The organism is Collinsella aerofaciens (assembly GCF_039758965.1).
Lineage (GTDB): Bacteria > Actinomycetota > Coriobacteriia > Coriobacteriales > Coriobacteriaceae > Collinsella > Collinsella aerofaciens_BR.
In genome coordinates this window covers 24,300-44,489 of the sequence record NZ_JBDMSL010000019.1, presented here as the reverse complement: position 1 = coordinate 44,489, position 20,190 = coordinate 24,300, and the positions used below count along the sequence as shown (strand labels likewise).

Annotated in this window: 25 protein-coding genes and 1 pseudogene; 24 read left to right on the top strand and 2 right to left on the bottom strand. The window is 61.1% G+C overall.

Features of this window, described 5'->3' with window-relative positions; all coding sequences use genetic code 11:
- Positions 1 to 2 precede the first annotated feature (2 nt).
- The 19 genes and pseudogenes from accB (at position 3) to rplX (ending at position 13,436) form a co-directional block, all read left to right on the top strand.
- Entirely contained in the window at positions 3 to 476 is a 474-nt protein-coding gene (gene accB, locus ABHU32_RS07375) for an acetyl-CoA carboxylase biotin carboxyl carrier protein (protein ID WP_022094191.1), read from the top strand.
- 9 nt (positions 477 to 485) lie between these two features.
- Entirely contained in the window at positions 486 to 908 is a 423-nt protein-coding gene (gene fabZ / locus ABHU32_RS07370; RefSeq protein ID WP_117563763.1) for a 3-hydroxyacyl-ACP dehydratase FabZ, read from the top strand.
- Between the two features lie 10 nt (positions 909 to 918).
- Positions 919 to 2,262, top strand: coding sequence for an acetyl-CoA carboxylase biotin carboxylase subunit (locus ABHU32_RS07365; protein WP_271761067.1), 1,344 nt, complete (start codon positions 919 to 921; stop codon positions 2,260 to 2,262).
- On the top strand, positions 2,249 to 3,973 hold the full coding sequence (gene accD / locus ABHU32_RS07360) for an acetyl-CoA carboxylase, carboxyltransferase subunit beta (protein WP_346979524.1): 1,725 nt from the start codon (positions 2,249 to 2,251) through the stop codon (positions 3,971 to 3,973). The genes ABHU32_RS07365 and accD overlap by 14 nt, the downstream gene beginning before the upstream one ends.
- Before the next feature lie 40 nt (positions 3,974 to 4,013).
- The gene (locus ABHU32_RS07355) at positions 4,014 to 5,228 is read left to right on the top strand and encodes a PTS sugar transporter subunit IIC (protein ID WP_346979523.1); all 1,215 of its coding nucleotides are present in this window, start codon (positions 4,014 to 4,016) and stop codon (positions 5,226 to 5,228) included.
- A gap of 150 nt (positions 5,229 to 5,378) precedes the next feature.
- Positions 5,379 to 6,533, top strand: coding sequence for a cation diffusion facilitator family transporter (locus ABHU32_RS07350; protein ID WP_346979522.1), 1,155 nt, complete (start codon positions 5,379 to 5,381; stop codon positions 6,531 to 6,533).
- Positions 6,534 to 6,572: 39 nt separating this feature from the next.
- Positions 6,573 to 7,199: a histidine phosphatase family protein gene (locus ABHU32_RS07345; RefSeq protein ID WP_346979521.1), complete on the top strand. Its 627-nt coding sequence runs from the start codon at positions 6,573 to 6,575 to the stop codon at positions 7,197 to 7,199.
- 448 nt (positions 7,200 to 7,647) lie between these two features.
- Positions 7,648 to 8,268 carry a 50S ribosomal protein L3 gene (gene rplC, locus ABHU32_RS07340; RefSeq protein WP_035137484.1) on the top strand — a complete coding sequence of 207 codons (621 nt, stop codon included), beginning with the start codon at positions 7,648 to 7,650 and terminating at the stop codon, positions 8,266 to 8,268.
- Positions 8,269 to 8,314: 46 nt separating this feature from the next.
- Complete coding sequence (rplD, locus tag ABHU32_RS07335; RefSeq protein WP_006235032.1) at positions 8,315 to 8,941, top strand: 50S ribosomal protein L4; 627 nt, start codon at positions 8,315 to 8,317, stop codon at positions 8,939 to 8,941.
- On the top strand, positions 8,942 to 9,229 hold the full coding sequence (rplW, locus tag ABHU32_RS07330) for a 50S ribosomal protein L23 (protein WP_022094197.1): 288 nt from the start codon (positions 8,942 to 8,944) through the stop codon (positions 9,227 to 9,229).
- 179 nt (positions 9,230 to 9,408) lie between these two features.
- Complete coding sequence (rplB, locus tag ABHU32_RS07325) at positions 9,409 to 10,239, top strand: 50S ribosomal protein L2 (RefSeq protein ID WP_022094198.1); 831 nt, start codon at positions 9,409 to 9,411, stop codon at positions 10,237 to 10,239.
- 32 nt (positions 10,240 to 10,271) lie between these two features.
- Entirely contained in the window at positions 10,272 to 10,532 is a 261-nt protein-coding gene (gene rpsS, locus ABHU32_RS07320) for a 30S ribosomal protein S19 (RefSeq protein ID WP_006235035.1), read from the top strand.
- Positions 10,533 to 10,546: 14 nt separating this feature from the next.
- Positions 10,547 to 10,918, top strand: coding sequence for a 50S ribosomal protein L22 (rplV, locus tag ABHU32_RS07315; protein WP_006235036.1), 372 nt, complete (start codon positions 10,547 to 10,549; stop codon positions 10,916 to 10,918).
- Between the two features lie 6 nt (positions 10,919 to 10,924).
- Complete coding sequence (gene rpsC, locus ABHU32_RS07310; protein WP_006235037.1) at positions 10,925 to 11,635, top strand: 30S ribosomal protein S3; 711 nt, start codon at positions 10,925 to 10,927, stop codon at positions 11,633 to 11,635.
- Positions 11,635 to 12,051, top strand: a pseudogene (gene rplP / locus ABHU32_RS07305) (50S ribosomal protein L16); the annotation flags it as partial. The gene rpsC and the pseudogene rplP, both read left to right, overlap by 1 nt.
- An 86-nt stretch (positions 12,052 to 12,137) precedes the next feature.
- Positions 12,138 to 12,353, top strand: coding sequence for a 50S ribosomal protein L29 (gene rpmC / locus ABHU32_RS07300; RefSeq protein WP_006235039.1), 216 nt, complete (start codon positions 12,138 to 12,140; stop codon positions 12,351 to 12,353).
- A gap of 16 nt (positions 12,354 to 12,369) precedes the next feature.
- The gene (gene rpsQ, locus ABHU32_RS07295) at positions 12,370 to 12,630 is read left to right on the top strand and encodes a 30S ribosomal protein S17 (RefSeq protein WP_006235040.1); all 261 of its coding nucleotides are present in this window, start codon (positions 12,370 to 12,372) and stop codon (positions 12,628 to 12,630) included.
- Positions 12,631 to 12,748: 118 nt separating this feature from the next.
- Positions 12,749 to 13,117, top strand: coding sequence for a 50S ribosomal protein L14 (rplN, locus tag ABHU32_RS07290; RefSeq protein ID WP_006235041.1), 369 nt, complete (start codon positions 12,749 to 12,751; stop codon positions 13,115 to 13,117).
- Positions 13,118 to 13,130: 13 nt separating this feature from the next.
- Positions 13,131 to 13,436, top strand: a complete 306-nt coding sequence (gene rplX, locus ABHU32_RS07285) for a 50S ribosomal protein L24 (protein ID WP_099432059.1) — start codon at positions 13,131 to 13,133, stop codon at positions 13,434 to 13,436.
- Positions 13,437 to 14,060: 624 nt separating this feature from the next.
- Here rplX and ABHU32_RS07280 read toward each other — a convergent pair.
- Both ABHU32_RS07280 and ABHU32_RS07275 read right to left on the bottom strand, forming a co-directional pair.
- Positions 14,061 to 14,306, bottom strand: coding sequence for an IS3 family transposase (locus ABHU32_RS07280; RefSeq protein WP_226812402.1), 246 nt, complete (start codon positions 14,304 to 14,306; stop codon positions 14,061 to 14,063).
- Positions 14,188 to 14,706 (bottom strand): IS3 family transposase, encoded by a 519-nt coding sequence (locus ABHU32_RS07275; protein ID WP_346979520.1) that lies wholly within the window; start codon positions 14,704 to 14,706, stop codon positions 14,188 to 14,190. Before ABHU32_RS07275 ends, ABHU32_RS07280 begins: the two co-directional genes overlap by 119 nt.
- Between ABHU32_RS07275 and ABHU32_RS07270 the strand changes: the two genes are divergently transcribed.
- The 5 genes from ABHU32_RS07270 (at position 14,636) to ABHU32_RS07250 (ending at position 20,171) form a co-directional block, all read left to right on the top strand.
- Positions 14,636 to 14,980, top strand: coding sequence for a 5'-methylthioadenosine/S-adenosylhomocysteine nucleosidase (locus ABHU32_RS07270; protein WP_226812404.1), 345 nt, complete (start codon positions 14,636 to 14,638; stop codon positions 14,978 to 14,980). The two genes, ABHU32_RS07275 and ABHU32_RS07270, sit on opposite strands and share 71 nt — an antisense overlap.
- Positions 14,981 to 15,206: 226 nt before the next feature.
- Positions 15,207 to 17,948, top strand: coding sequence for a PRD domain-containing protein (locus ABHU32_RS07265; protein ID WP_346979519.1), 2,742 nt, complete (start codon positions 15,207 to 15,209; stop codon positions 17,946 to 17,948).
- A 121-nt stretch (positions 17,949 to 18,069) separates the two neighbouring features.
- The gene (locus ABHU32_RS07260; RefSeq protein ID WP_152067440.1) at positions 18,070 to 18,543 is read left to right on the top strand and encodes a PTS sugar transporter subunit IIB; all 474 of its coding nucleotides are present in this window, start codon (positions 18,070 to 18,072) and stop codon (positions 18,541 to 18,543) included.
- 9 nt (positions 18,544 to 18,552) lie between these two features.
- On the top strand, positions 18,553 to 19,338 hold the full coding sequence (locus ABHU32_RS07255) for a PTS mannose/fructose/sorbose/N-acetylgalactosamine transporter subunit IIC (RefSeq protein WP_152067441.1): 786 nt from the start codon (positions 18,553 to 18,555) through the stop codon (positions 19,336 to 19,338).
- 2 nt (positions 19,339 to 19,340) lie between these two features.
- Entirely contained in the window at positions 19,341 to 20,171 is an 831-nt protein-coding gene (locus tag ABHU32_RS07250; RefSeq protein ID WP_260698762.1) for a PTS system mannose/fructose/sorbose family transporter subunit IID, read from the top strand.
- Positions 20,172 to 20,190 lie beyond the last annotated feature (19 nt).

Below are 20,190 nucleotides of genomic sequence, written 5' to 3'. Positions count from 1 at the left end.
GCATGGATTCCAAAAGACTTGCCGAGATAGCCGATGTTATGGAGGACCGCGGCCTCACGCGCGTACGCGTTGAGGAGCCCGATGGCACCGCGGTCGAACTCGAGCGCGCGAGCGCCGCACAGCCGGTTGCCGTGCCCATGCCCATGCCGAGCGCTATGGCCGCTCCAGTTGCAGCTCCCACAGTCGCGCCTGCCGCACCGGAGCCCGCCGCGCAGACACCTGCCGCCGCACCGGAGCCCAAGGGCACCGAGGTGACCGCTCCCATGGTCGGCGTTTTCTATGCTGCCCCGGCGCCGGGCGACGAGCCGTTTGTGCACGTGGGCTCTAAGGTCAAGGCCGGCGAGACGCTCTGCATCATCGAGGCCATGAAGGTTCTCAACGAGGTAACGGCAGAGGCAGACGGCGAGGTGCTCGAGATCTGCGTGGCCGACGGCGACCTCGTGGAGTTTGGCAGCTGCCTCATGAGGATCGGATAGGTGATATCCATGAACAAAGAAGAGCTTAAGGAACTGTTGCCGCATCGCGAACCGATGCTTTTGCTCGACGAGGCCGAGCTGGTGGGCGACGAGGCCCACGGCAAGATCACGATTACGGGCGACGAGTACTTTTTGCAGGGGCATTTTCCGGGAAACCCGGTGGTCCCCGGCGTGATTCAGTGCGAGATGCTCGCCCAAAACTGTTGCGTGCTGCTGATGGGCGATGAGGAAGCGCGCGGCGCGACGCCGTTCTACACGAGTCTGGACAAGGTGCGCTTTAAGCGTCCGGTGCGCCCGGGCGACACGGTTGATCTGGTGTGCACCATCACGCGTGCGCGCGGGCCGTTCCGCTTTGCGACGGGTACTGCGAGCGTCAACGGTGAGGTTTGCTGCCGCGCCGATATGTCTTTTGCACTCATGCACGAAAGTTAAGGAAGGCTTCATGTTCGACAAAGTGCTCATCGCCAACCGCGGCGAAGTCGCGGTCCGTGTTATCCGCGCGTGCCGCGATATGGGCATCAAGACCGTCGCCGTTTATTCCACGGCCGATGCGGACGCGCTGCACGTGCAGCTTGCCGACGAGGCGTATTGCATCGGCGGTCCGCGTCTTGCCGAGAGCTACCTCAACGACGATGCTGTGCTCACCTGTGCCGTAAAGTCGGGAGCTAAGGCAATTCATCCCGGCTATGGCTTTTTCTCCGAGAAGGCGAGCTTCGTGCGCGACTGCGACAAGTATGGCCTGGCGTTTGTTGGTCCTTCGGCCAAGGTGATCGACAGCATGGGCGACAAGGACGCCGCACGTCGAACGGCTGCCGCGGCGGGCGTGCCCATCGTGCCGGGCTGCGATTTGCTCAAAAGTCCCGAGGAGGCAACGGCCGAGGCTGAGCGCATTGGCTGCCCCGTGCTTATTAAGGCGCGTGCGGGCGGCGGCGGTCGCGGTATTCGTAAGGTCGAGCGCGCGGAAGATGCGGCAAAGGCCTTTATTGAAGCACGCGCCGAGGGCGAGGCCGTTTTTGGCGACGGCGAGTGCTACATGGAGAAGTTCGTCGCGCCGGCGCATCACGTTGAGGTACAGATTATGGCCGATAAGCAGGGCCATGTGTTTTCGCTCGGCGAGCGCGAGTGCTCGGTGCAGCGGCGCAACCAAAAGCTAATCGAGGAGAGCCCCGCGCCGTGCCTCGACGGACACGACGACATTCGTGCTCGCATGCACAAGGCAGCGCGTGACCTGGCTCGTGCCGTCGGCTACGAAGGAGCCGGTACCATCGAGTTCCTGTATTCGGACGACGGTAATTTCTACTTTATGGAAATGAACACGCGCTTGCAGGTGGAACATCCGGTTACGGAGTTTGTGACCGATACCGACTTGGTCAAGTGGCAGCTGCGCGTGGCAGCCGGCCAGCCTCTGCCCTTTGAGCAGGAGGACATGCCGGTCCGCAACCACGCCATGGAGTGCCGCATCAATGCCGAAACGCCGGACTTTCTGCCGTCATGCGGAACGGTCACCGCGTTGCGTGTGCCGGGTGGTCCGCGCGTGCGCTGGGATTCCGCCATGTTTGCCGGTGCGAAAGTTCCGCCGTACTACGACTCCATGCTCGGCAAGCTCATCGTGTGTGCGCCCACGCGTGACGGCGCCATTCGCAAGATGCGCTCGGCCCTGGGCGAGCTCGTGATTGAGGGCGTGAGCGAAAACAGCGAGCTTCAGCTCGACGTGCTGGCAAACGACGAGTTCTTGTCGGGCATGTATCACACCGATCTGATGGGGCATCTCTATGCTGATGAATAGAAAAGCGAAGACGGTCAACGTCCTCGAGGGACCGATGACCGAGTCGTGCGCCGAGTTTCCCGCGCGCCACGTGTTTATCAAGTGCCCGGAGTGCCGCCGTGTGATCGATGAGGCGCGCCTGCACGACAACCTCGAGGTCTGCCCTCGTTGCGGCAAACACTTTCGCGTGAGCGGGCGCGACCGCATGCGCATGACGATTGACGAGGGCACGTTTGAGGAATGGGATGCCAGTCTGGCGCCGGAGGACTTCCTTTCGTTTCCCGGCTATGCCGACAAGCTCAAGAGCGTGAGCGAACGTTCGGGCGAGCGCGATGCCGTTGTGTGCGGCAAGGGCAAAATCTGCGGTTGCGATACGGCGCTCTTCTTTATGGACGCCAACTTTATGATGGGCTCGATGGGTTCCGTGGTGGGCGAGAAGATCTGCCGCACATTTGAGCGTGCGACCGAGCTGGGACTGCCGGTCGTTGGCTTTACCGTATCGGGTGGCGCCCGCATGCAGGAGGGCGTGACCTCGCTCATGCAGATGGCCAAAATCTCTGCGGCGGTTAGGCGCCATAGCGAGGCGGGCGGCCTGTATATCACGGTGCTCACTGACCCCACGACCGGAGGCGTAACCGCGAGCTTTGCCATGGAGGGCGATATTATCCTGGCCGAGCCCGATGCCCTGACGGCATTTGCCGGCCCGCGCGTGATCGAGCAGAACATGCACAAGCGCCTGCCCAAGGGATTCCAGCGCTCCGAGTTTTTGCTGGAGCACGGCTTTTGCGATGCCGTTGTACCGCGTGGCGAGGTTGCGCTCACGGTAGGCGAGCTGCTGGCGCTGCACGAAGGGCACGCGCCCGGCCTGGGGGCACCGCACGAGATTGTGCATACGGGCCGCCGCGGCAAAAAGCTGGGACATTTGTTCAAGCGCTCGGCCGCACCAAAAACCGCGCTCGAGATTGTCAAGCAGACCCGCTCGGCAGATCGCGCCACGGCAGGCGAGATGATCTCGCTGGGCCTGGATGGATTTGTGGAGCTGCACGGCGACCGCTACTTTGGCGACGACGCCGCTGTGGTGGCTGGCATTGGCTGGAAAGACGGGCGCCCCGTAACGGTCATCGCCATCGAGCGCGGCACCACGACCAAAGAGCGCATGCGTCGCAACTTTGGCATGGCACATCCCGAGGGCTACCGCAAAGCGCGTCGCCTTATGCGCCAGGCCGAAAAGTTTGGTCGACCGGTTCTGTGCCTGGTCGATACTTCGGGCGCGTTTTGCGGCATCGGTGCCGAGGAGCGCGGCCAGGGCGAGGCGATTGCTCAGAATCTCATGGAGATGAGCGGCCTTAAGACACCGATTGTCTCGGTGGTGACAGGCGAGGGCGGCTCTGGTGGCGCGCTGGCGCTGTCCGTGGCCGACCGCATCCTGATGCTCTCGAGCTCGGCCTATTCAGTCGTGAGCCCCGAGGCCTGTGCGTCGATCCTGTGGAAGGATACCGAGCGTGCGGATGAGGCCGCCGAGGCGCTTAAGCTCACGGCCCCCGATCTGCTGGCGCTCGGCATCATCGACGGCATTGTTGACGATAAGGGCCTGTCGCATGAGGAGATCGCCGGTGCCGTCATGTCCTCGGCATTTGATGCCTTCGATACGCTTGGGCGGCTCGACGACGCGACCCTCACAAACCTCCGCTACGAAAAGTACCGCGCAATCGGTCAGTACCGCACGATGTGATAAAGGGACAGCCCGCATGTCACATTGGGAAAGGCGTTCCATGCCACAAGTTTCTAACACCTCGTTTACAACGACGGTCTCATCAAACGCCATGGCCGTGGTGGACTATCTGTCTAAAAGCATGATGTGTGCGCTGCCGTTTATTGTCTGCGCGGCGTTGTTCCGCACCGTCGCCGTCATTATGGGCGAGGGCATGCTGGGCCTGTGGTCTGCCGATTCCGAAATCTATCGCCTGTTCTACAGTTGGCTCTATAACGCCGGCTACTACTTTTTGCCCATTTATCTTGGTTGGGCGGCCGCCCGCCAGCTCGGTTGCTCGGAGCAGCTGGGCATGATGCTGGGCGGCGTATTGATTGCGCCCGATCTGCTTAAGCTCGTCGATGCCGCATCGACGACGGGGGCATCGATGGCTTCCGTGTATGGTTTGCTTCCCGCGCCGGTCAACGATTACACGACGACTGTTATTCCGGTTCTCATCTCGGTGCCCGTGCTATGGCGAGTGGAGTGTTTCTTTCGGCGCGTTATCCCGAAGGCCGTGGCGTTTTCGTTCGTTCCGTTTGCAACCATGCTTGTCATGGTTCCGGTTTCGCTGTGTATTACGGCGCCGGCGGGCAGCTATCTGGGCATGCTGTTGGGGCAGCTTATGTTTATGCTTGGCAATTCCGGTGGCATCGTGTCGCTGCTCACGCTCATGGGGCTTGCCGCGGGCTGGGAGTTCCTTAAGATCGCGGGTGTCAGTAACGTTGTCCTATCGCTCGCCTATGCACAGTTTATGAGTGTAGGAACGGATTCTTGCATCCTGATCGCCGCGACGATGGCAACGTTTGCCGTTTGGGGCATGCCCTTTGGCGCGTCGCTTCGCGTTGCGGATAAGGACGAGAAGGCGCTCATGCTGGGCTACTCGATCTCGGGTGTTCTTGGCGGCGTAAGCGAGCCGGCGCTGTACGGCTGCGGCTTTAAATATGGCAGGTGCCTGACGTGCATGGCTATTGGCGGCGCCGTCGGAGGCCTTGTTGCGGCCGTGGGCCACGTTACGGCCTATACCATCGGCATGACGAATGTCCTCATGGTCATTGGCTTTGCCACGGGCGGCATTTCGAACCTGCTGTGGTGCTGTGCTGCCGGCGGCACGGCATTTGCGGCGTCTGCGGCGCTGAGCTACTGCTTTGGTGTGGTGCCGGCGAAGGGGCAGGCGGCGGGGGATGGAGCCGATTCGCCCGAAACAGTGGCGAGCGCTGCTGAAGTAAGCGCATAAACCTGTGCGACACAAGGACGATTCTTTTGTCATGCTCCAAGGCCGTGGCCCGTGCGGGCCGCGGCCTCTTTGTATCTGGGAGACAAAGTGGCTACACTACAATCCGTTTGAGCAATAGATATATAGGTAGTACCGTGGGGGCGGATGCAGATGGTCGAGTGGATAGTTAAGCGCGCGCAGGGCGATCGTGCGCGTGTGGGCACGTTAGCGGGCATGGTGTGTATTGTCGCCAATGTGGCGCTTTGTGCTGCGAAGGGCGCAATTGGTGTGCTGTCGGGATCGGTTTCGATCGTGGCGGATGCCATGAACAACCTGTCCGATGCCAGTTCGAATATCGTGAGCGTGCTGGGCTTTAAGCTGGCGAGCAAACCGGCCGACCCCGAGCATCCTTACGGCCACGGTCGCTACGAGTATCTCTCGGGATTGGTCGTGGCGGCACTCGTGCTGCTGATTGGCGTTGAGCTGGTGAAGTCCTCGGTTGAGCGCGTCATCCACCCCGAACCCGTCGAGTTCTCGCTTGCCCTGGTGGCAGTTCTAGTGCTTTCGATGGTTGTTAAGCTGTGGATGGCGGCCCTCAACCAAAAGCTCGGCGATCGCATTGAGTCCGAGACGCTGCATGCGACCGCGCAGGATTCTAAGAACGATGTTCTTGCCACGGGCGCCGTGTTGGCGTGCGCAATTGTTTCGCAGGTGACGCACATCAATCTTGACGCATGGGTCGGCCTTGCCGTTGGCGCCTATATTGGCTGGAGCGGCTTTGAACTTATTCAAGATACGGTGAGCCCGCTTTTGGGTCAGTCGCCCGATCCTAAGCTGGTCAAGCACATTCGAGACAAGATCATGAGCTATCCCGGCGTTTTAGGCGTTCACGATTTGATGGTTCACGACTACGGCCCGGGCAGGAAGTTCGCAAGCGCTCACGCCGAGATGGCAGCCGAGGCCAGCCCGCTGGAAAGTCATGACACGCTCGACAATATTGAGCAGGCGTTTAGGAACGAAGACGGCATGATCGTCACGCTCCATTACGACCCCATCGTGACCGACGATCCCAAGGTGGCGAGCATGCGTTTACGCATTAACGCCATGGCCCAACAGATCGATAGCCGCCTCTCGATTCATGACCTGCGCTGTGTGCCGGGTCCTACGCACACCAACGTGATCTTCGACTGCGTGCGTCCCTCGGATCTGCAGATGAGTGCCGAAGACTTAAAGCACGCGCTGGCACAACGGGTCGAATCGGAATACCCCAGGTCGATTGCCAAGATTACGATCGACGAAGACTACGTAGGACATACCCACGAGTAAGGCTGTGCCGGCAAAGCAGGTTATGCAGAAGGGGAGAGCATGAAGAAGCTGTATCTACTCCGCCACGGTCAGACGGAGTTCAACGTCAAAAAGCTGGTCCAGGGCCGCTGCGATTCGCCGCTGACCGACCTGGGCCGTCAGCAGGCACGGGTGGCAGCCGCATGGCTCAAAGCCCACAACGTCGTTCCCGACAAGGTGGTCTCCTCCCCTTTGGGCCGAGCCATGGACACGGCAAGTCTCGTCGCAAGCGAGCTCCTTGGCCCGGACGCAGCAGTCGATCCCTGCGAAGGCATCATCGAGCGCTGCTACGGCACCTTCGAAGAGGGCCCGCACGACGCGCTGCCCACCGACGTTTGGGATCCGGGCGAGGACCTGGTCCCCTTCGGAGGAGAAGGAAGCCGCGCACTGCAAGAACGCATGGTAGGCGCCCTCACCAATCTCATGGGCTCCGAGGGCATCGAAACCCTCCTAGCAGTAAGCCACGGCAGCGCCAGCCGCCAATTTATCAAGGCTGCAGCCCCAGAGGACTTTGAGCTCCCAAGAAAACTCCCCAACTGCGCCATCATGATCTTCGATTTCGATGAGGCAAAGCTACAAGCAGAGGGCGAGCCAATGCAATGCAAGTTCACCCTCCAGCAAATAGTGGACCCCCAACAAAGTAATTAGCTGAGCGAGCAGAGTTAAGCAGACATCAACGTGTCGTCTCCCGAGCTTGGCAGAGGGGCGGCGAAATATATTAAGTTTGTCGCGAGTTCCGCACGCAAAGGAAAGCACTTAATGTGCTTTCCGTCTTGCGCAGGACTGTAGAGCAGCAAACTTAATATATTTCGCCGCCCCTCTGCCAAGCCCAGGCGACTCCACGCACTTTACCTGCGTAAACAATGTGAGTGAAATATGAATCTCGATGGATACGCCCGCAGCCGTGTATACTAAACAGCTGTGTGAAACCAGGGGAGTATTCTGGCTGGACAAAATGCCTGCTTAGTAGGGTTGTCAGGTAGTCCGGGCGAAATACAAGGCTGGGGAGCACGTCATGTAAGTAGTGGTCCTCTAGGGGCGTACGCTCGGTGGTGTACGCATTGTCCCAAGACCACGCGAGAGTTGGGATCATATCTTGATCAGCATGATTCTCGGCCGCAAGATTGGCATGACCCAGGTTTGGGACGAGGACGACAACGTCGTTCCCGTCACGGTCATCCAGGCTGGCCCCTGCGCTGTCTCGCAGGTTAAAACTCAGGCAACCGACGGCTATGACGCCGTCCAGATCGGTTTCGGCGACATCAAGGCCAAGAACGTGAACAAGCCCATGGCTGGTCACTTCGCCAAGGCTGGCGTCGAGCCTGTTCGCTTCCTTCGTGAGGTCCGCGTCGAGAACGGCGAGGAGCACAAGGTCGGCGAGGTCGTCACCGTCGCTGATTTCGCTGATGTCGAGAAGGTCGACGTCATCGGTACCTCCAAGGGTAAGGGCTTCCAGGGTCGCATCAAGCGCTGGGGTCAGCGCCGCGGTCCTATGACGCATGGTTCTCACTTCCAGCGTCACCCCGGTTCTATCGGTCAGTGCGCCTATCCTGCGCGCGTCCTCAAGGGCGTCAAGATGGCCGGTCACATGGGTAACGAGCGCGTTACCGTCAAGAACCTTTCCGTTGTCCGCATCGATGCCGAGCAGAACCTCATCTTGGTCAAGGGCGCTGTCCCGGGTGCCAAGAATGGTCTCGTCGCCATCCGTATGGCCTAAGGGCCCAGCCCATTTAGCCCAGCGTCATACCAAGGAGAACACTTAAATGGCAAAGTTTGAAGTAAAGAACAGCGAGGGCAAGAAGGTCGCCGAGGCCGAGCTCGCCGCTGAGGTGTACGGCATCGAGCCGAACATCCACGTTATGCACCACATCGTCAAGTGCCAGATGGCCTCTTGGCGTCAGGGCACCCAGTCCGCTAAGGGCCGCTCTGAGGTTTCCGGTGGCGGCAAGAAGCCTTGGCGTCAGAAGGGCACCGGCCGTGCCCGCCAGGGTTCCATCCGTGCCGCCCAGTGGCGTCACGGTGGCGTTGTCTTCGCCCCCAAGCCCCGTTCCTACGCTAAGCGTATGAACAACAAGGAGGTCAAGCTGGCTATGCGCTCCGCGCTGTCCGCCAAGCTGGCCGATGGCGAGCTCGTGCTCGTCGACGACTACGGCTTCGAGAAGCCTTCCACCAAGGCTGCCGTCGCCATGCTCAAGGCTCTCGGCCTTGAGGGCAAGCGTCTGACCATCATCGTTCGCGATGAGGACGTCAACGCCTACCTGTCGTTCCGCAACATTCCCAAGACGTTCATCATCACCGCTGACGAGGCCAACACCTACGATCTCGTCAACAACAACGCCGTGCTGATGCCCGCCGACATCGCCGCTCACTTCGGGGAGGTGCTTGCATAAATGACCGCCCACGAGATCATCATCCGTCCGATCGTGTCCGAGCGTTCCTTCTCCGGCATGGAGCTGAACAAGTACACGTTCGAGGTCGCCAAGGATGCTAACAAGTATCAGATCAAGGACGCTGTCGAGGAGATCTTCGGCGTCAAGGTCGTTCGCGTGAACACCCTGACGGTCAAGCCCAAGACCAAGCGCGTGCGCTATGTCGCCGGCAAGACCCGTTCTTGGAAGAAGGCCATCGTCACGCTGGCCGAGGGCGACACCATCGAGGTCTTTGGCAACCAGGCCTAAGACTCGCTGCTGTTGAGTGAGCTCATGCCTCCCAAAAAGGGGAGGCGAGAGCTCAAGGTTTTGGGCGTATAAAATGGACACGCCCGGAACCGTGTATACGTCCGGTGTCATCGCACCCGAGGCAGAACCTCGAATCCCTGTCTGCGATGGCTAACGGATTCCTATTGAAAGGGATTGTAATGGCTGTAAAGCACCTTAAGCCGACCTCCGCTGGTAGGCGTTGGCAGACGATCTCCGACTTCTCCGAGATCACCTGCACCAAGCCCGAGAAGTCTCTTCTCGAGCCCCTGCCCAAGAAGGCCGGTCGTAACAACAACGGCCGCATCACCACCCGCCACCAGGGCGGCGGCGTGAAGCGTCGTTACCGCGTGATCGACTTCAAGCGCAACAAGGATGGCGTGCCCGCCAAGGTTGCCACGATCGAGTACGATCCGAACCGTTCCGCTCGCATCGCTCTGCTGCACTACGCTGACGGTGAGAAGCGCTACATCCTGGCCCCCAAGGGCCTCGAGGTCGGTCAGACCATCATGTCCGGTTCTGACGCCGACATCAAGCCGGGCAACGCTCTGCCCCTCGCCGACATCCCCGTCGGTACGCTCATCCACGCCGTCGAGTTCCAGCCGGGCAAGGGCGCTGCTATCGCCCGTTCCGCCGGTAACTCCTGCCAGCTGATGGGTAAGGAGGGCAAGTACGCTATCGTCCGTATGCCTTCCTCCGAGATGCGCCGCATCCTCGTTACCTGCCGCGCCACCGTCGGTGAGGTCGGCAACGCCGATCACTCCAACATCGTCATCGGCAAGGCCGGCCGTAAGCGTCACATGAACGTGCGCCCGACCGTCCGCGGTACCGTCATGAACCCTGTCGACCACCCGCACGGCGGTGGCGAGGGCAAGAACCACACCTCTGGTCGTCCCTCCGTTACCCCCTGGGGTAAGCCGACGAAGGGCCTTCGTACGCGCAAGAAGAAGAAGGTCTCGAACCAGCACATCATTCGTCGCCGTAAGAAGTAATTTCGGATACCGAGTTTTAGGAGAAAGCACTTATGAGCAGAAGTCTCAAAAAGGGCCCGTTCGTGGAGACTCGCCTTCTCTCGCGTATCACCGCGATGAACGAGGCTGGCAAGAAGGACGTCGTGAAGACCTGGTCCCGCGCGTCCACCATCTTCCCCGAGATGGTTGGTCACACCATCGCCGTCCACGACGGCCGCAAGCATGTGCCCGTGTATGTTACCGAGTCCATGGTTGGTCACAAGCTCGGCGAGTTCGCGCCGACTCGTACGTTCCGTGGCCACAAGGCCAAATAGGGGGTTAACCGTAAATGGCAACTAAGTCTATTGAAACTGAGGCCACCGAGGTTCGCGCCGTCGCTAAGTACGTGCGTGTTTCCCCCAGCAAGGCCCGCCTGGTGGTCGATCTGATCCGCCGCAAGCCTGTCGCTCAGGCCTTCGACATCCTCCACTTCTGCGACCGCGCCGTCGCCGTGGATGTCGAGAAGGTTCTCCGTTCCGCCGTTGCGAACGCCGAGAACAACAACGGTCTGCGTGCCGACAACCTGGTTGTCGCCGCTGCCTATGTTGACGAGGGTCCGACGCTTAAGCGCATCCGTCCCCGCGCCAAGGGTTCCGCTTCTCGCATTCTGAAGCGTACTTCCCACATCACCGTCGTCGTTGCTCCTCGAAAGGAGGCGTAAAGCTGTATGGGTCAGAAAGTCTACCCCACCGGCTTCCGTCTTGGCATCACCGAGAACTGGCGCTCCCGCTGGTTCGCAGAGAAGGATTACGCTAAGACCCTCGGTAACGATCTCGAGATCCGCAAGTACCTCGAGAAGCGTCTTTCCCGCGCAGCTGTCTCCCGCGTCGAGATCGAGCGCGCTGGCGACAAGGTGAAGGTCATCATCCTCACCGCTCGCCCCGGCGTTGTCATCGGTAAGAAGGGTGCCGAGATCGATACCCTCCGCACCGAGCTCGAGAAGGTCGCTGGCGTCTCCAAGGGCCAGCTCTCCGTCGACGTTGTCGAGATCAAGCGCCCCGAGCTCGACGCCAACCTCGTTGCTCAGTCTATCGCCGAGCAGCTCGAGGGCCGCGTTGCCTTCCGTCGCGCTATGCGCAAGGCTGTCCAGTCCGCCCGCAAGGCCGGCGCTAAGGGCATCCGTATCCAGTGCTCCGGTCGTCTCGGCGGCGCCGAGATGGGCCGTCGTGAGTGGTACCGCGAGGGTCGCGTGCCTCTGCACACCCTCCGTGCCAAGATCGACTACGGCACGGCTGTCGCCAGCACCACCATGGGCGCTTGCGGCGTGAAGGTCTGGATTTACCTGGGCGAGAAGCTCCCGGGCCAGCCTGTTCCCAACCCTGCACTCGAGGGCTCTTCCCGTCCTCGTCGTCGTAACTCCGAGAGGAGGGGTCAGTAGTGCTTGCCCCTAAGCGTATTCTTCACCGCAAGGTGCAGCGTGGCTCCATGAAGGGCCAGGCCAAGGGTAATACCGAGCTGCATTTCGGCGAGTTTGGTATCCAGGCTCTCGAGGCCCATTGGATCACCAACCGTCAGATCGAGGCCGCTCGTATTGCCATGACCCGCTACATGAAGCGTGGCGGTCGTGTCTACATCACGATCTTCCCTGATAAGCCCATCACCAAGAAGCCTGCTGAGACTCGCATGGGTTCTGGTAAGGGTAACCCCGAGGAGTGGGTGGCCGTCGTCAAGCCCGGCCGCATCATGTTCGAGGTCAAGGGCGTGCCCGAGGAGGTCGCTCGCGAGGCTCTGCGTCTTGCACAGCACAAGCTTCCCATCAAGACCAAGATTGTTGCTGCCAAGAACGCTGAGCAGCGCATCGAGAAGGAGATGGCTGAGGAGGCCGCTCTCGAGGCCAAGTGGGCTGCTGAGGACGCCGCCGCCGCCAAGGAGGAGAACTAATGAAGCCCGCAGAGATTCGTGAGCTCTCGGACGCTCAGCTCGTTGAGAAGCTGAAGGAAATGCGCGCCGAGCTCTTTAACCTTCGTTTCCAGATGGCCACCAGCCAGCTGGACAACACCGCTCGCGTCAACACCGTGAAGAAGGACATCGCTCGCGTCCTCACGGAGCAGCGCGCCCGCGAGATCGCAGCGGAGAAGTCCGCTGTCGCCGAGTAGGACCTAAGGAGAGAACATGACTGATTCGCGTAACTCGCGTAAGGTCCGTACGGGTGTCGTTACCTCCGTCTCCGGTGCCAAGACCATTGTTGTCACCATCACCGAGCGCAAGCGTCACCCCAAGTACGGCAAGATGATGACCAGCTCCAAGAAGCTGCACGCTCACGACGAGGAGTGCACGGCCGGCGTGGGCGATACCGTCCGCGTTATGGAGACCCGTCCTATGTCCAAGATGAAGCGTTGGCGCCTCATCGAGGTCGTCGAGCGCGCTAAATAAGCAGTCGCTCTTACGACTTGTACGTTTCCGAAGATGTGCGTATGCCTGGCTTGCATACCACGGGCCGTATAAAGGCTGCGCACCTCTCTTCGGTTCTTAGTTCGGAGGAACATCTACCATGATTCAGATGCAAACCATGCTGAACGTCGCCGACAACTCCGGCGCTCGCAAGATTCGCTGCATCAAGGTGCTTGGCGGTTCCAAGCGTCGTTATGCAGGCATCGGCGATGTGTTCATCGGTGCTGTCCAGGAGGCTACCCCTGGTGCCAACGTCAAGAAGAAGGACGTTGTCCGTTGCGTCGTCGTTCGCACCGTTAAGGAGATCCGCCGCAAGGATGGCTCCTACATTCGCTTTGATGAGAACGCCTGCGTTGTCATCAACAACGATGGTTCGCCCGTCGGCACCCGTATCTTCGGGCCCGTCGCTCGCGAGCTTCGTGACAAGAAGTACATGAAGATCGTCTCGCTCGCTCCCGAGACCCTGTAGTTAGGGGAGATATATGTATATCAAGAAGGGCGATAAGGTCCAGGTTCTCTCTGGTAAGGATCGCGGCAAGCAGGGCGTTATCCTGCGTGCTCTCCCCGCCGAGAACAAGGTCGTTGTCGAGGGCGTTTCGGTCGTCAAGAAGGCCGTCAAGCCCAACGCTGCCAACCAGCAGGGCGGCATCGTTTCGCAGGAGGCTCCCATCGACGCCTCCAACGTCAATCTCGTTTGCCCCGAGTGCGGTAAGGTTACCCGCGTCGGTCACGAGAAGGACGGCAAGAACAAGCTGCGCGTCTGCAAGAAGTGCGGCCACAAGTTCTAAGCTGCCCGCAACATCAAGTTGCTAGCAAAGGCCCGGATGCCCCACGGCATCCGGGCCTTTTTCTATCGCTACTCGATGGCTTCGGTTCTGCCGCCCCGTCATTCCGGTTGCATCCAGTTTTCGGTGCCGTCTCGAATCGAGTGCCGCCAGGTGACACCCTGTCGCGTTTCGTCGGCTTCGGTGACAAAAGTCGGGACAACTCCAAAAACTATTTACGAACTCAGGGCTTTGAGTTTTTGTTTTAGTCCCAAAGGGCGCGGCGGGATGCCTTTGAAGGCTCGATAGCGCCGAAATGCCCGTTTTGAAACTCAAATGCCTTTTCGCGTGCAAGACGCCAGCTGCAATAGGAAGTGAATCAACGCAGGTGGCTTTCAAACAGTTTGCAAAACTTCAGGTCGCAGGTCTTCATTGCCAGTAGGAGAAATGAGTGGTCTCAGGTGGCTTGCTCATGAGCTGACTAACGGGATTTGAGATTACGCTGACGTCCGGAAACGTTTCGAGCACGGCGTTAAGTTTTTGGGGTTTGGGCGCAGCCCCTGCACCCGCGAGCGCGGGCCTTAAGCCCGCCGAGAGAGTGACGCGTCGAAAACGAAAGGGAAAGAGAGAAGGGGCCGTTCCTATCATTCAGGTTGCGACCGAAGAAGACAAGGAGACCCCCTGAGCCTGAATGATGCCCCACAGACCGCGTCCGACCGAGCTCAAGCCGAGCTTTTCCTGACGTCCGCCTTCGCGGAGATGATGGCTGGATTGGCTATGGATTGGCAACACCAATTTGGACGATTCCGGGAGGGACGGTCCCGCCTCCCTGAACTCGACCGGCGACATGTAGCCCAGTGTCGAGTGGATCCTGAAGTTGTTGTACCAGTGCACGTAATCCGAGAGCTTGGCTCGGAGCTCGCGCGCCCCTCCTCGGTCCTGCGGAGTGGCCGACGATCTCCCCGTTGCAGAGGTCGACGAGCAGGCAGACGTAGTTCCACGACGCCCCGACGCGCACGCAGGCCATGTCGCTGCATATTTGGGTGCGCGGCGCCCTGCCGCCGAAGCCGCGCGCGACGACGTTCGGCACGTCGGCCTCGTTGACCGCCCCGGGGTGCACCTTGAACCTCTTCCTGCCGTATGTGCCGGCCAGGCCGTTCTCCCTCATGATGCGGCAGACGCGGCGCCGGCTGACGGTAACGCCCGACCTCCTGGGCGACGCCTTGATCTTGCGCGATCCGTTCCGGCCCTTGCTGGCGGCATGCGCCGCCGCGGCCGCCGTCGCCCCCGACATTAAGGTCCTCGAGGGCCGCGTCGTCTCCGGCGACCAGTTCGTCTCGCCCGCGGAACAGAAGGAGCGCATCCTCGCGACCTTCGGCGACCTGTGCTGCGAGATGGAGGGCTGCACCATCGCGCAGGCCGCCTATCTCAACGGCGTGCCCCTCGTCGTCGTGCGCGCCATCAGCGACAAGCCCTGCGCCGAGGGCCAGGTCGTCGACTACAACACCTTCGAGAAGAAGGCCGCCTGCGACTGCGCCCGCATCGCCGCGCGCATGGTTAAGCTTTAGGCCCTGCGCGCCGGGGCCCTTCTTTATGTTGGGACCCCGGCGCGCAGGGCCCTTTCCAAAGCGAAGTGTCGAGCCGAAGTGTTGAGCGTCGGCCCTGAATGTTCAATGGCCGTTGTTTTCTGCCCCTCAAGTGGTGAACTTCTCCTCGGGGCTGTTGATTCCTCCACGCGCCCCCTTCCGCTCTCTGTGTTCCCCTTATACTCCTTGTACAAGGAGGTAAGAAGTCATGGACAAGACCGCACAGGACAGCTTGGCAAAGAAGCCCGTCGACATGAGGGACAGGATTCTCGAGCATCTCGAGGCCCTCACCTCTGCCGTCTCGCTCGACGACCTTGCCCGTCTGTCCACCTCCGACATCGCCGAGACGCTCATCATCTCCAGGAGTCTGGCGAGCCAGTACCTCAACGACCTTGTTCGCGCCGGCCTTGTGGTTAAGGTGGCGGGCAGGCCTGTCCGTTATTTTCATCGCCGCGCGTTCCAGAAGCGTTTTCAGGTAAAGCTCTCTGCAAGCGAGTACGCCTCGCTCGCCGACCTCATCCAGGCGACGGGAATCGCCGATCACCGTGACTTCGCGCGTGCCGTGGGCTTTGACCTGAGCCTCAGCTCCGTTGTCGAGCAGTGCAAGGCTGCGGTTCAGTACCCTCCGTTTGGCCTACCCATCCTCTTGAGCGGCGGCGTGGGTGTCGGCAAGTCTTTCCTTTCTCGTCTTGTGTACGAGTACGGCAAGAACCAGGGCTTGCTGTCCCGCGACTCCTCCTATGTGCGCATCGACTGCGCCGGGGTCCCGGACGCCGCCTCGTTCAACGGGCTTCTTGACGAGTCGATCGCGAAATCGCGCGGGGGTGTGGTTTTTGTCAACGGCATCGAGGCACTCTCTCCCTCTGCGATGGAGCACTGCCTTGCGACGGCCCTCGGGCTCGATGCCTCCCAGGATGCGCCGCGCGCTCGCCTCGTTCTTTCGACGACGCTTTCCGCCGATGACCTGAAGGTTTCCTCGGCCTACAGCAAAATGCCCATCTGTGCCCGCGTCCCCTCACTCAAGGAGCGGACCCCCGAGGAGCGCGAGGATCTCATCTTGAGCTTCCTGCGCAGCGAGGGGTGCCGAATCGGTTCTGATGTGAAGATCAGCCGCGGCGCATACCGTTGCCTCGTGAACGCGGACTTTTCCGATAACATCGCCGGCTTGCGCGCCTGCGTGACGAACTGCTGCGCCAAAGCGTTCCTCAATCGCGAGGGCGACTACGTCGTCGTTCGCCCGTATCTTCTTCCCAGCGGGCTCCTCTCCTCCGCGCAGATCGATCAACAGCCCGACGATGGCGTTCTGATCGACGCGTCCCTGGATGCCGCCGAGAGCACAGGGCCGGTCGAGCAGGCGCTCGATGCCCTGTGCTCTCTCGATGAGCGATTCTGCGCCGGGGAGCTCTCTGTCTCCGAGCTCGTCTCGCAAGCTGTCTCCGCTGTGCGCGGCGTTGAGGATCACTTGATCTTCGGCCGCGGCGTTACCTCCTCGAGGTCGCGCGCCTTCGAACGCATCGTGGGCGCGGTCCTTGCCGACGCAGGCTCTTCTTATGGCATCGAGCTTTCGAGGAAGGTCGCTTTTCTGCTGGCCCAGGAGATTTGCCTGCAGTTGTGGCCGGGCATCGGCCTGGCTAAGCGAAAGTCTGCCTGTGCGGAGCAAATCTCCCATCTCCTCGGTGCCGTGACCTCCGAATTACCGTTTGCCTCGAGCGTCTCCGATCAGGTCGCCGCAGACGTGGAAGGGGCGCTGGGAATCTCGCTCGATCACTTCACGAAGACGCTTCTGACGCTGTGCGTCGCATCGGAGTCTCGCGATGCGAAGGCCCTTCGGACGCTCTGCGTCATCTTGTCCCACGGCTACTCAACGGCGACGAGCATCGCCGACGCGGCGAACCGTATGCTCGGCATGCATGTGTACGAGGCTGTCGACATGCCCTACGACCAGCAGCTGAAGGACATCGTCGGTCCGCTCCAGCGCCTCGTCGACCGCCATTCCTACTGCACCGGGGTCGTGTTCCTCGTCGACATGGGCTCCTTGGAGGAGGCCTATAAGGCCCTCGAGAACGTTACCGACTCCACTATCGGCGTGGTGAACAACGTCTCTACCGGTCTTGCGCTCGAGATCGGGGTCGGGCTGCTCGGCGGCAAGTCCATCGCCGAGGTTCTTGGCGATGCGACCGCCGCGTGCGTGACGCACTGCAAGGTGATCGAGCGCGTCAACCGTGAGGACGCCATCGTCTTCTGCTCCGAGTCCGGGGTCGACGCCGCGGAGAGGATACGCCAGCTCGTCTCGCAGAGCCTCCCGCGCACCATAGGCGCGCGCCTGCTCACGAGGCCCTTCAAGCAGCTCGTCGCGAACGGGTCGAATGACGCCGTTTTCTCCGAGCACCGCGTCTGCGCCGTCATCGGCACGGGAGACCCCGGGGTCGCCTCCGTCCCCTTCGTCGCCCTCGAGGACATCATGTCGACGGCGTCCGCCTCTAAGGTTGATGCCGTGTTCGGCAGGTGGCTTGACGCTTCCGAGCTCTCTTCTTTCCACGAGAAGCTGCTCTCGAACATGACGCTGCAGAACGTCATCCGCTCCATCACCATCCTCGACCCGGAGCGGCTATTCCACGAGATCGAGAGCGCCGTGCACGAGCTTCAGCGCAGGACAGGCGAGAAGATCGGCAGCAACGCCATCATTGGGCTCTACGTCCACCTCTGCTGTCTCGTCGAGCGCCTTGTTACCAGAAACCCCATTGAGACCTACGTTGGCCAGGACCGCTTCGAGGAGGAGCGTGCCGATTTCATCGAGTCCTTCAGGCAGAGCTTCTCGAGCATCTCGACGCGCTATCGCGTGGAGGTTCCTGTAAGCGAGATCGCCTACGTCTTCGACTACATCAGCGTGAGCGCCGCCCCGGCGCGAGAGGAGCGTCTCGGCTCCTCAAGCCTCCTGTTCGACGAGTGACCCCCCGCGCCGTCACGAGCTGACCGCGCGTCTTCAATAATCCGATAATCCCTCGCCCGGCGCGAATCCGGATAGCGCCAAGGCAGTGCTGAATGAAAAACTTGATTTGATAGGAGCAAACATGAGTGTTGTTATGGCACGAATCGACAATCGCCTGCTTCACGGCATCATCGTGACGCAGTGGGCCCCGGTGTCGGGCGCAACCCGAGTCATGGTCATCGACGACAAGGTCGCCGGCGACGAGGTCCTGAAGTCCACCATGAGGATGGCGCGCCCCGCGGGCATGGCCGTCTCGATCATCTCCGAGGAGACCGCGCTCAAGAACTTCGCGGCGGGCAAGTACGACCGCGAGAAGGTCTTTGTCATCGCCAAGGAACCCGAGACGATGCTTCACCTGGTCGAGTCGGGCATCGAGCTCCCGTCGCTGATCGTCGGCGGCTCTCTTGTCAAGGAGGGCGGCGTCCAGCTCACCCAGCGCGCCTATGCCTCCGCCGAGAACGTCCAAAGCTACAAGGCGCTCATCGCCCACGGCGTCAAGGTGACGGCACAGTTCGTGCCCGCCGACAAGCCCGTCTCCGTCGCCGACCTCATCTAAGGAGGGATCATGGTCAACTTCACTATCCTGCAGGTCGTCCTTTTGACCCTGCTTGCCTTCATCAAGCACGTGGACTACTACGGCATCCCGATGATCTTCGTCAACTATGCCGTCTTCTGGGGCCTTATCACCGGCGTGGTCATGGGCGACTGGCAGACCGGCCTCGTCATCGGCGGCACCATCCAGCTCATGCAGCTCGGCGTCGCGGGCTTCGGCGGCTCGTCGATTCCCGATTACGGCACGATGGCCATCATCGCCACCGCCTACGGCGTGACCCTGGGCTCCGACACGGGCCTCGCCATCGGCCTGCCGGTCGGCATGCTCGGCATCCAGCTCGACGTCGTCGTCAAGATCCTCAACGGCTTTGTCGTCGAGAAGTCCCAGAAGTTCTGCAACGAGGGTAAGTTCAATCAGATGAACGCCATCCTGTGGGTCTGCCCCGCGCTCTTCGGCCTGTGCGCCGCCCTGCCCGTCTTTGTCTCCGTGACGCTCGGCCAGCCCGCCGTCAACTGGCTCCTCGAGGTCATGCCCCAGTGGTTCCTCTCCGGCCTCACCCTCGCCGGCAAGATGCTCCCGGCCATCGGTATCGCCATGCTGCTCCGCTACATGCCAACCGCCAAGTACTTCCAGTACCTTCTCGCCGGTTTCTTCCTCTCGGCCTTCCTGAACGTGCCCATCATCGGTGCCGCCATCGTCGGCGTTGCCCTCGCGATCGCGTTCTATCAGCGTGCCGAGAAGGACGCCGAGCTCACCGCCCACGCTTCCGCAGACGCCTTCATCGGAGAGGATGAGTAACCATGGAAAACGAGAACATCACCGCCGCCGAGGGCAAGCCCTCCGGCTATAAGGTCACCAAGAAGGACCTGCGCAACGCGAACTGGCGCTGGCTCATGAGCGTGTGCACCTTCAACTACCAGACCCAGCAGGGCGCCTCGGTCGCCTACGCCCTCTCGCCGATCCTGAGGAAGATCTACACGAACGACGAGGACTATAAGCAAGCGCTCAACAACCACTTCCGCTACTACAACACCCAGCCTTGGCTCGCCGCCATCATCCTCGGCGCCTGCGTGGCCATGGAGGAGCGTGACGGCCTCGCGGCGGCGGACGCCGTCCAAGACCTGAAGATCGGCACCATGGGACCGCTCGCCGGCGTCGGCGACTCCCTGCTCATGACCATGATCCCGACCATCATGGGCTCCATCGCCGCCTACATGGCCATCGAGGGCAACCCCGTGGGAGCCGGCATCTGGTTCGCGCTCATCCTGGCCATCTTCTGGGTCCGCATGCACGCCCTCGAGTTCGGTTACAAGCAGGGTGTGAAGCTCGTCACCGACTTCAGCGAGAAGCTTCCCAACCTCACTGCCGCCGCCTCCGTGCTCGGCCTCACCGTGGTCGGCTGCCTCATCGCCTCGGTCATCGGCGTCACCTGCCCGATTAGCTTCAGCTTCGGCGACGTCTCGATGGAGATTCAGCCGCTGCTCGACAAGATCCTGCCTGCCATGATCCCCGCCGCCATCACGGGAAGCGCGTATTACCTTCTTACCAAGAAGAACGCGAGCATGACGGCCCTCATCCTCGTGGTGATCGTCCTCGCGATGGTCGCCTCCGCCGCCGGCATCCTCGCCTAGCTTCGACCCAAGAGATTGG

Coding starts and splice junctions, on each gene's coding strand:
- accB (WP_022094191.1), top strand. CDS start 3: ATGGATTCCAAAAGACTTGCCGAGATAGCCGATGTTATGGAGGACCGC.
- fabZ (WP_117563763.1), top strand. CDS start 486: ATGAACAAAGAAGAGCTTAAGGAACTGTTGCCGCATCGCGAACCGATG.
- ABHU32_RS07365 (WP_271761067.1), top strand. CDS start 919: ATGTTCGACAAAGTGCTCATCGCCAACCGCGGCGAAGTCGCGGTCCGT.
- accD (WP_346979524.1), top strand. CDS start 2,249: ATGCTGATGAATAGAAAAGCGAAGACGGTCAACGTCCTCGAGGGACCG.
- ABHU32_RS07355 (WP_346979523.1), top strand. CDS start 4,014: ATGCCACAAGTTTCTAACACCTCGTTTACAACGACGGTCTCATCAAAC.
- ABHU32_RS07350 (WP_346979522.1), top strand. CDS start 5,379: ATGGTCGAGTGGATAGTTAAGCGCGCGCAGGGCGATCGTGCGCGTGTG.
- ABHU32_RS07345 (WP_346979521.1), top strand. CDS start 6,573: ATGAAGAAGCTGTATCTACTCCGCCACGGTCAGACGGAGTTCAACGTC.
- rplD (WP_006235032.1), top strand. CDS start 8,315: ATGGCAAAGTTTGAAGTAAAGAACAGCGAGGGCAAGAAGGTCGCCGAG.
- rplW (WP_022094197.1), top strand. CDS start 8,942: ATGACCGCCCACGAGATCATCATCCGTCCGATCGTGTCCGAGCGTTCC.
- rplB (WP_022094198.1), top strand. CDS start 9,409: ATGGCTGTAAAGCACCTTAAGCCGACCTCCGCTGGTAGGCGTTGGCAG.
- rpsS (WP_006235035.1), top strand. CDS start 10,272: ATGAGCAGAAGTCTCAAAAAGGGCCCGTTCGTGGAGACTCGCCTTCTC.
- rplV (WP_006235036.1), top strand. CDS start 10,547: ATGGCAACTAAGTCTATTGAAACTGAGGCCACCGAGGTTCGCGCCGTC.
- rpsC (WP_006235037.1), top strand. CDS start 10,925: ATGGGTCAGAAAGTCTACCCCACCGGCTTCCGTCTTGGCATCACCGAG.
- rpmC (WP_006235039.1), top strand. CDS start 12,138: ATGAAGCCCGCAGAGATTCGTGAGCTCTCGGACGCTCAGCTCGTTGAG.
- rpsQ (WP_006235040.1), top strand. CDS start 12,370: ATGACTGATTCGCGTAACTCGCGTAAGGTCCGTACGGGTGTCGTTACC.
- rplN (WP_006235041.1), top strand. CDS start 12,749: ATGATTCAGATGCAAACCATGCTGAACGTCGCCGACAACTCCGGCGCT.
- rplX (WP_099432059.1), top strand. CDS start 13,131: ATGTATATCAAGAAGGGCGATAAGGTCCAGGTTCTCTCTGGTAAGGAT.
- ABHU32_RS07275 (WP_346979520.1), bottom strand. CDS start 14,706: ATGTCGGGGGCGACGGCGGCCGCGGCGGCGCATGCCGCCAGCAAGGGC.
- ABHU32_RS07265 (WP_346979519.1), top strand. CDS start 15,207: ATGGACAAGACCGCACAGGACAGCTTGGCAAAGAAGCCCGTCGACATG.
- ABHU32_RS07260 (WP_152067440.1), top strand. CDS start 18,070: ATGAGTGTTGTTATGGCACGAATCGACAATCGCCTGCTTCACGGCATC.
- ABHU32_RS07255 (WP_152067441.1), top strand. CDS start 18,553: ATGGTCAACTTCACTATCCTGCAGGTCGTCCTTTTGACCCTGCTTGCC.
- ABHU32_RS07250 (WP_260698762.1), top strand. CDS start 19,341: ATGGAAAACGAGAACATCACCGCCGCCGAGGGCAAGCCCTCCGGCTAT.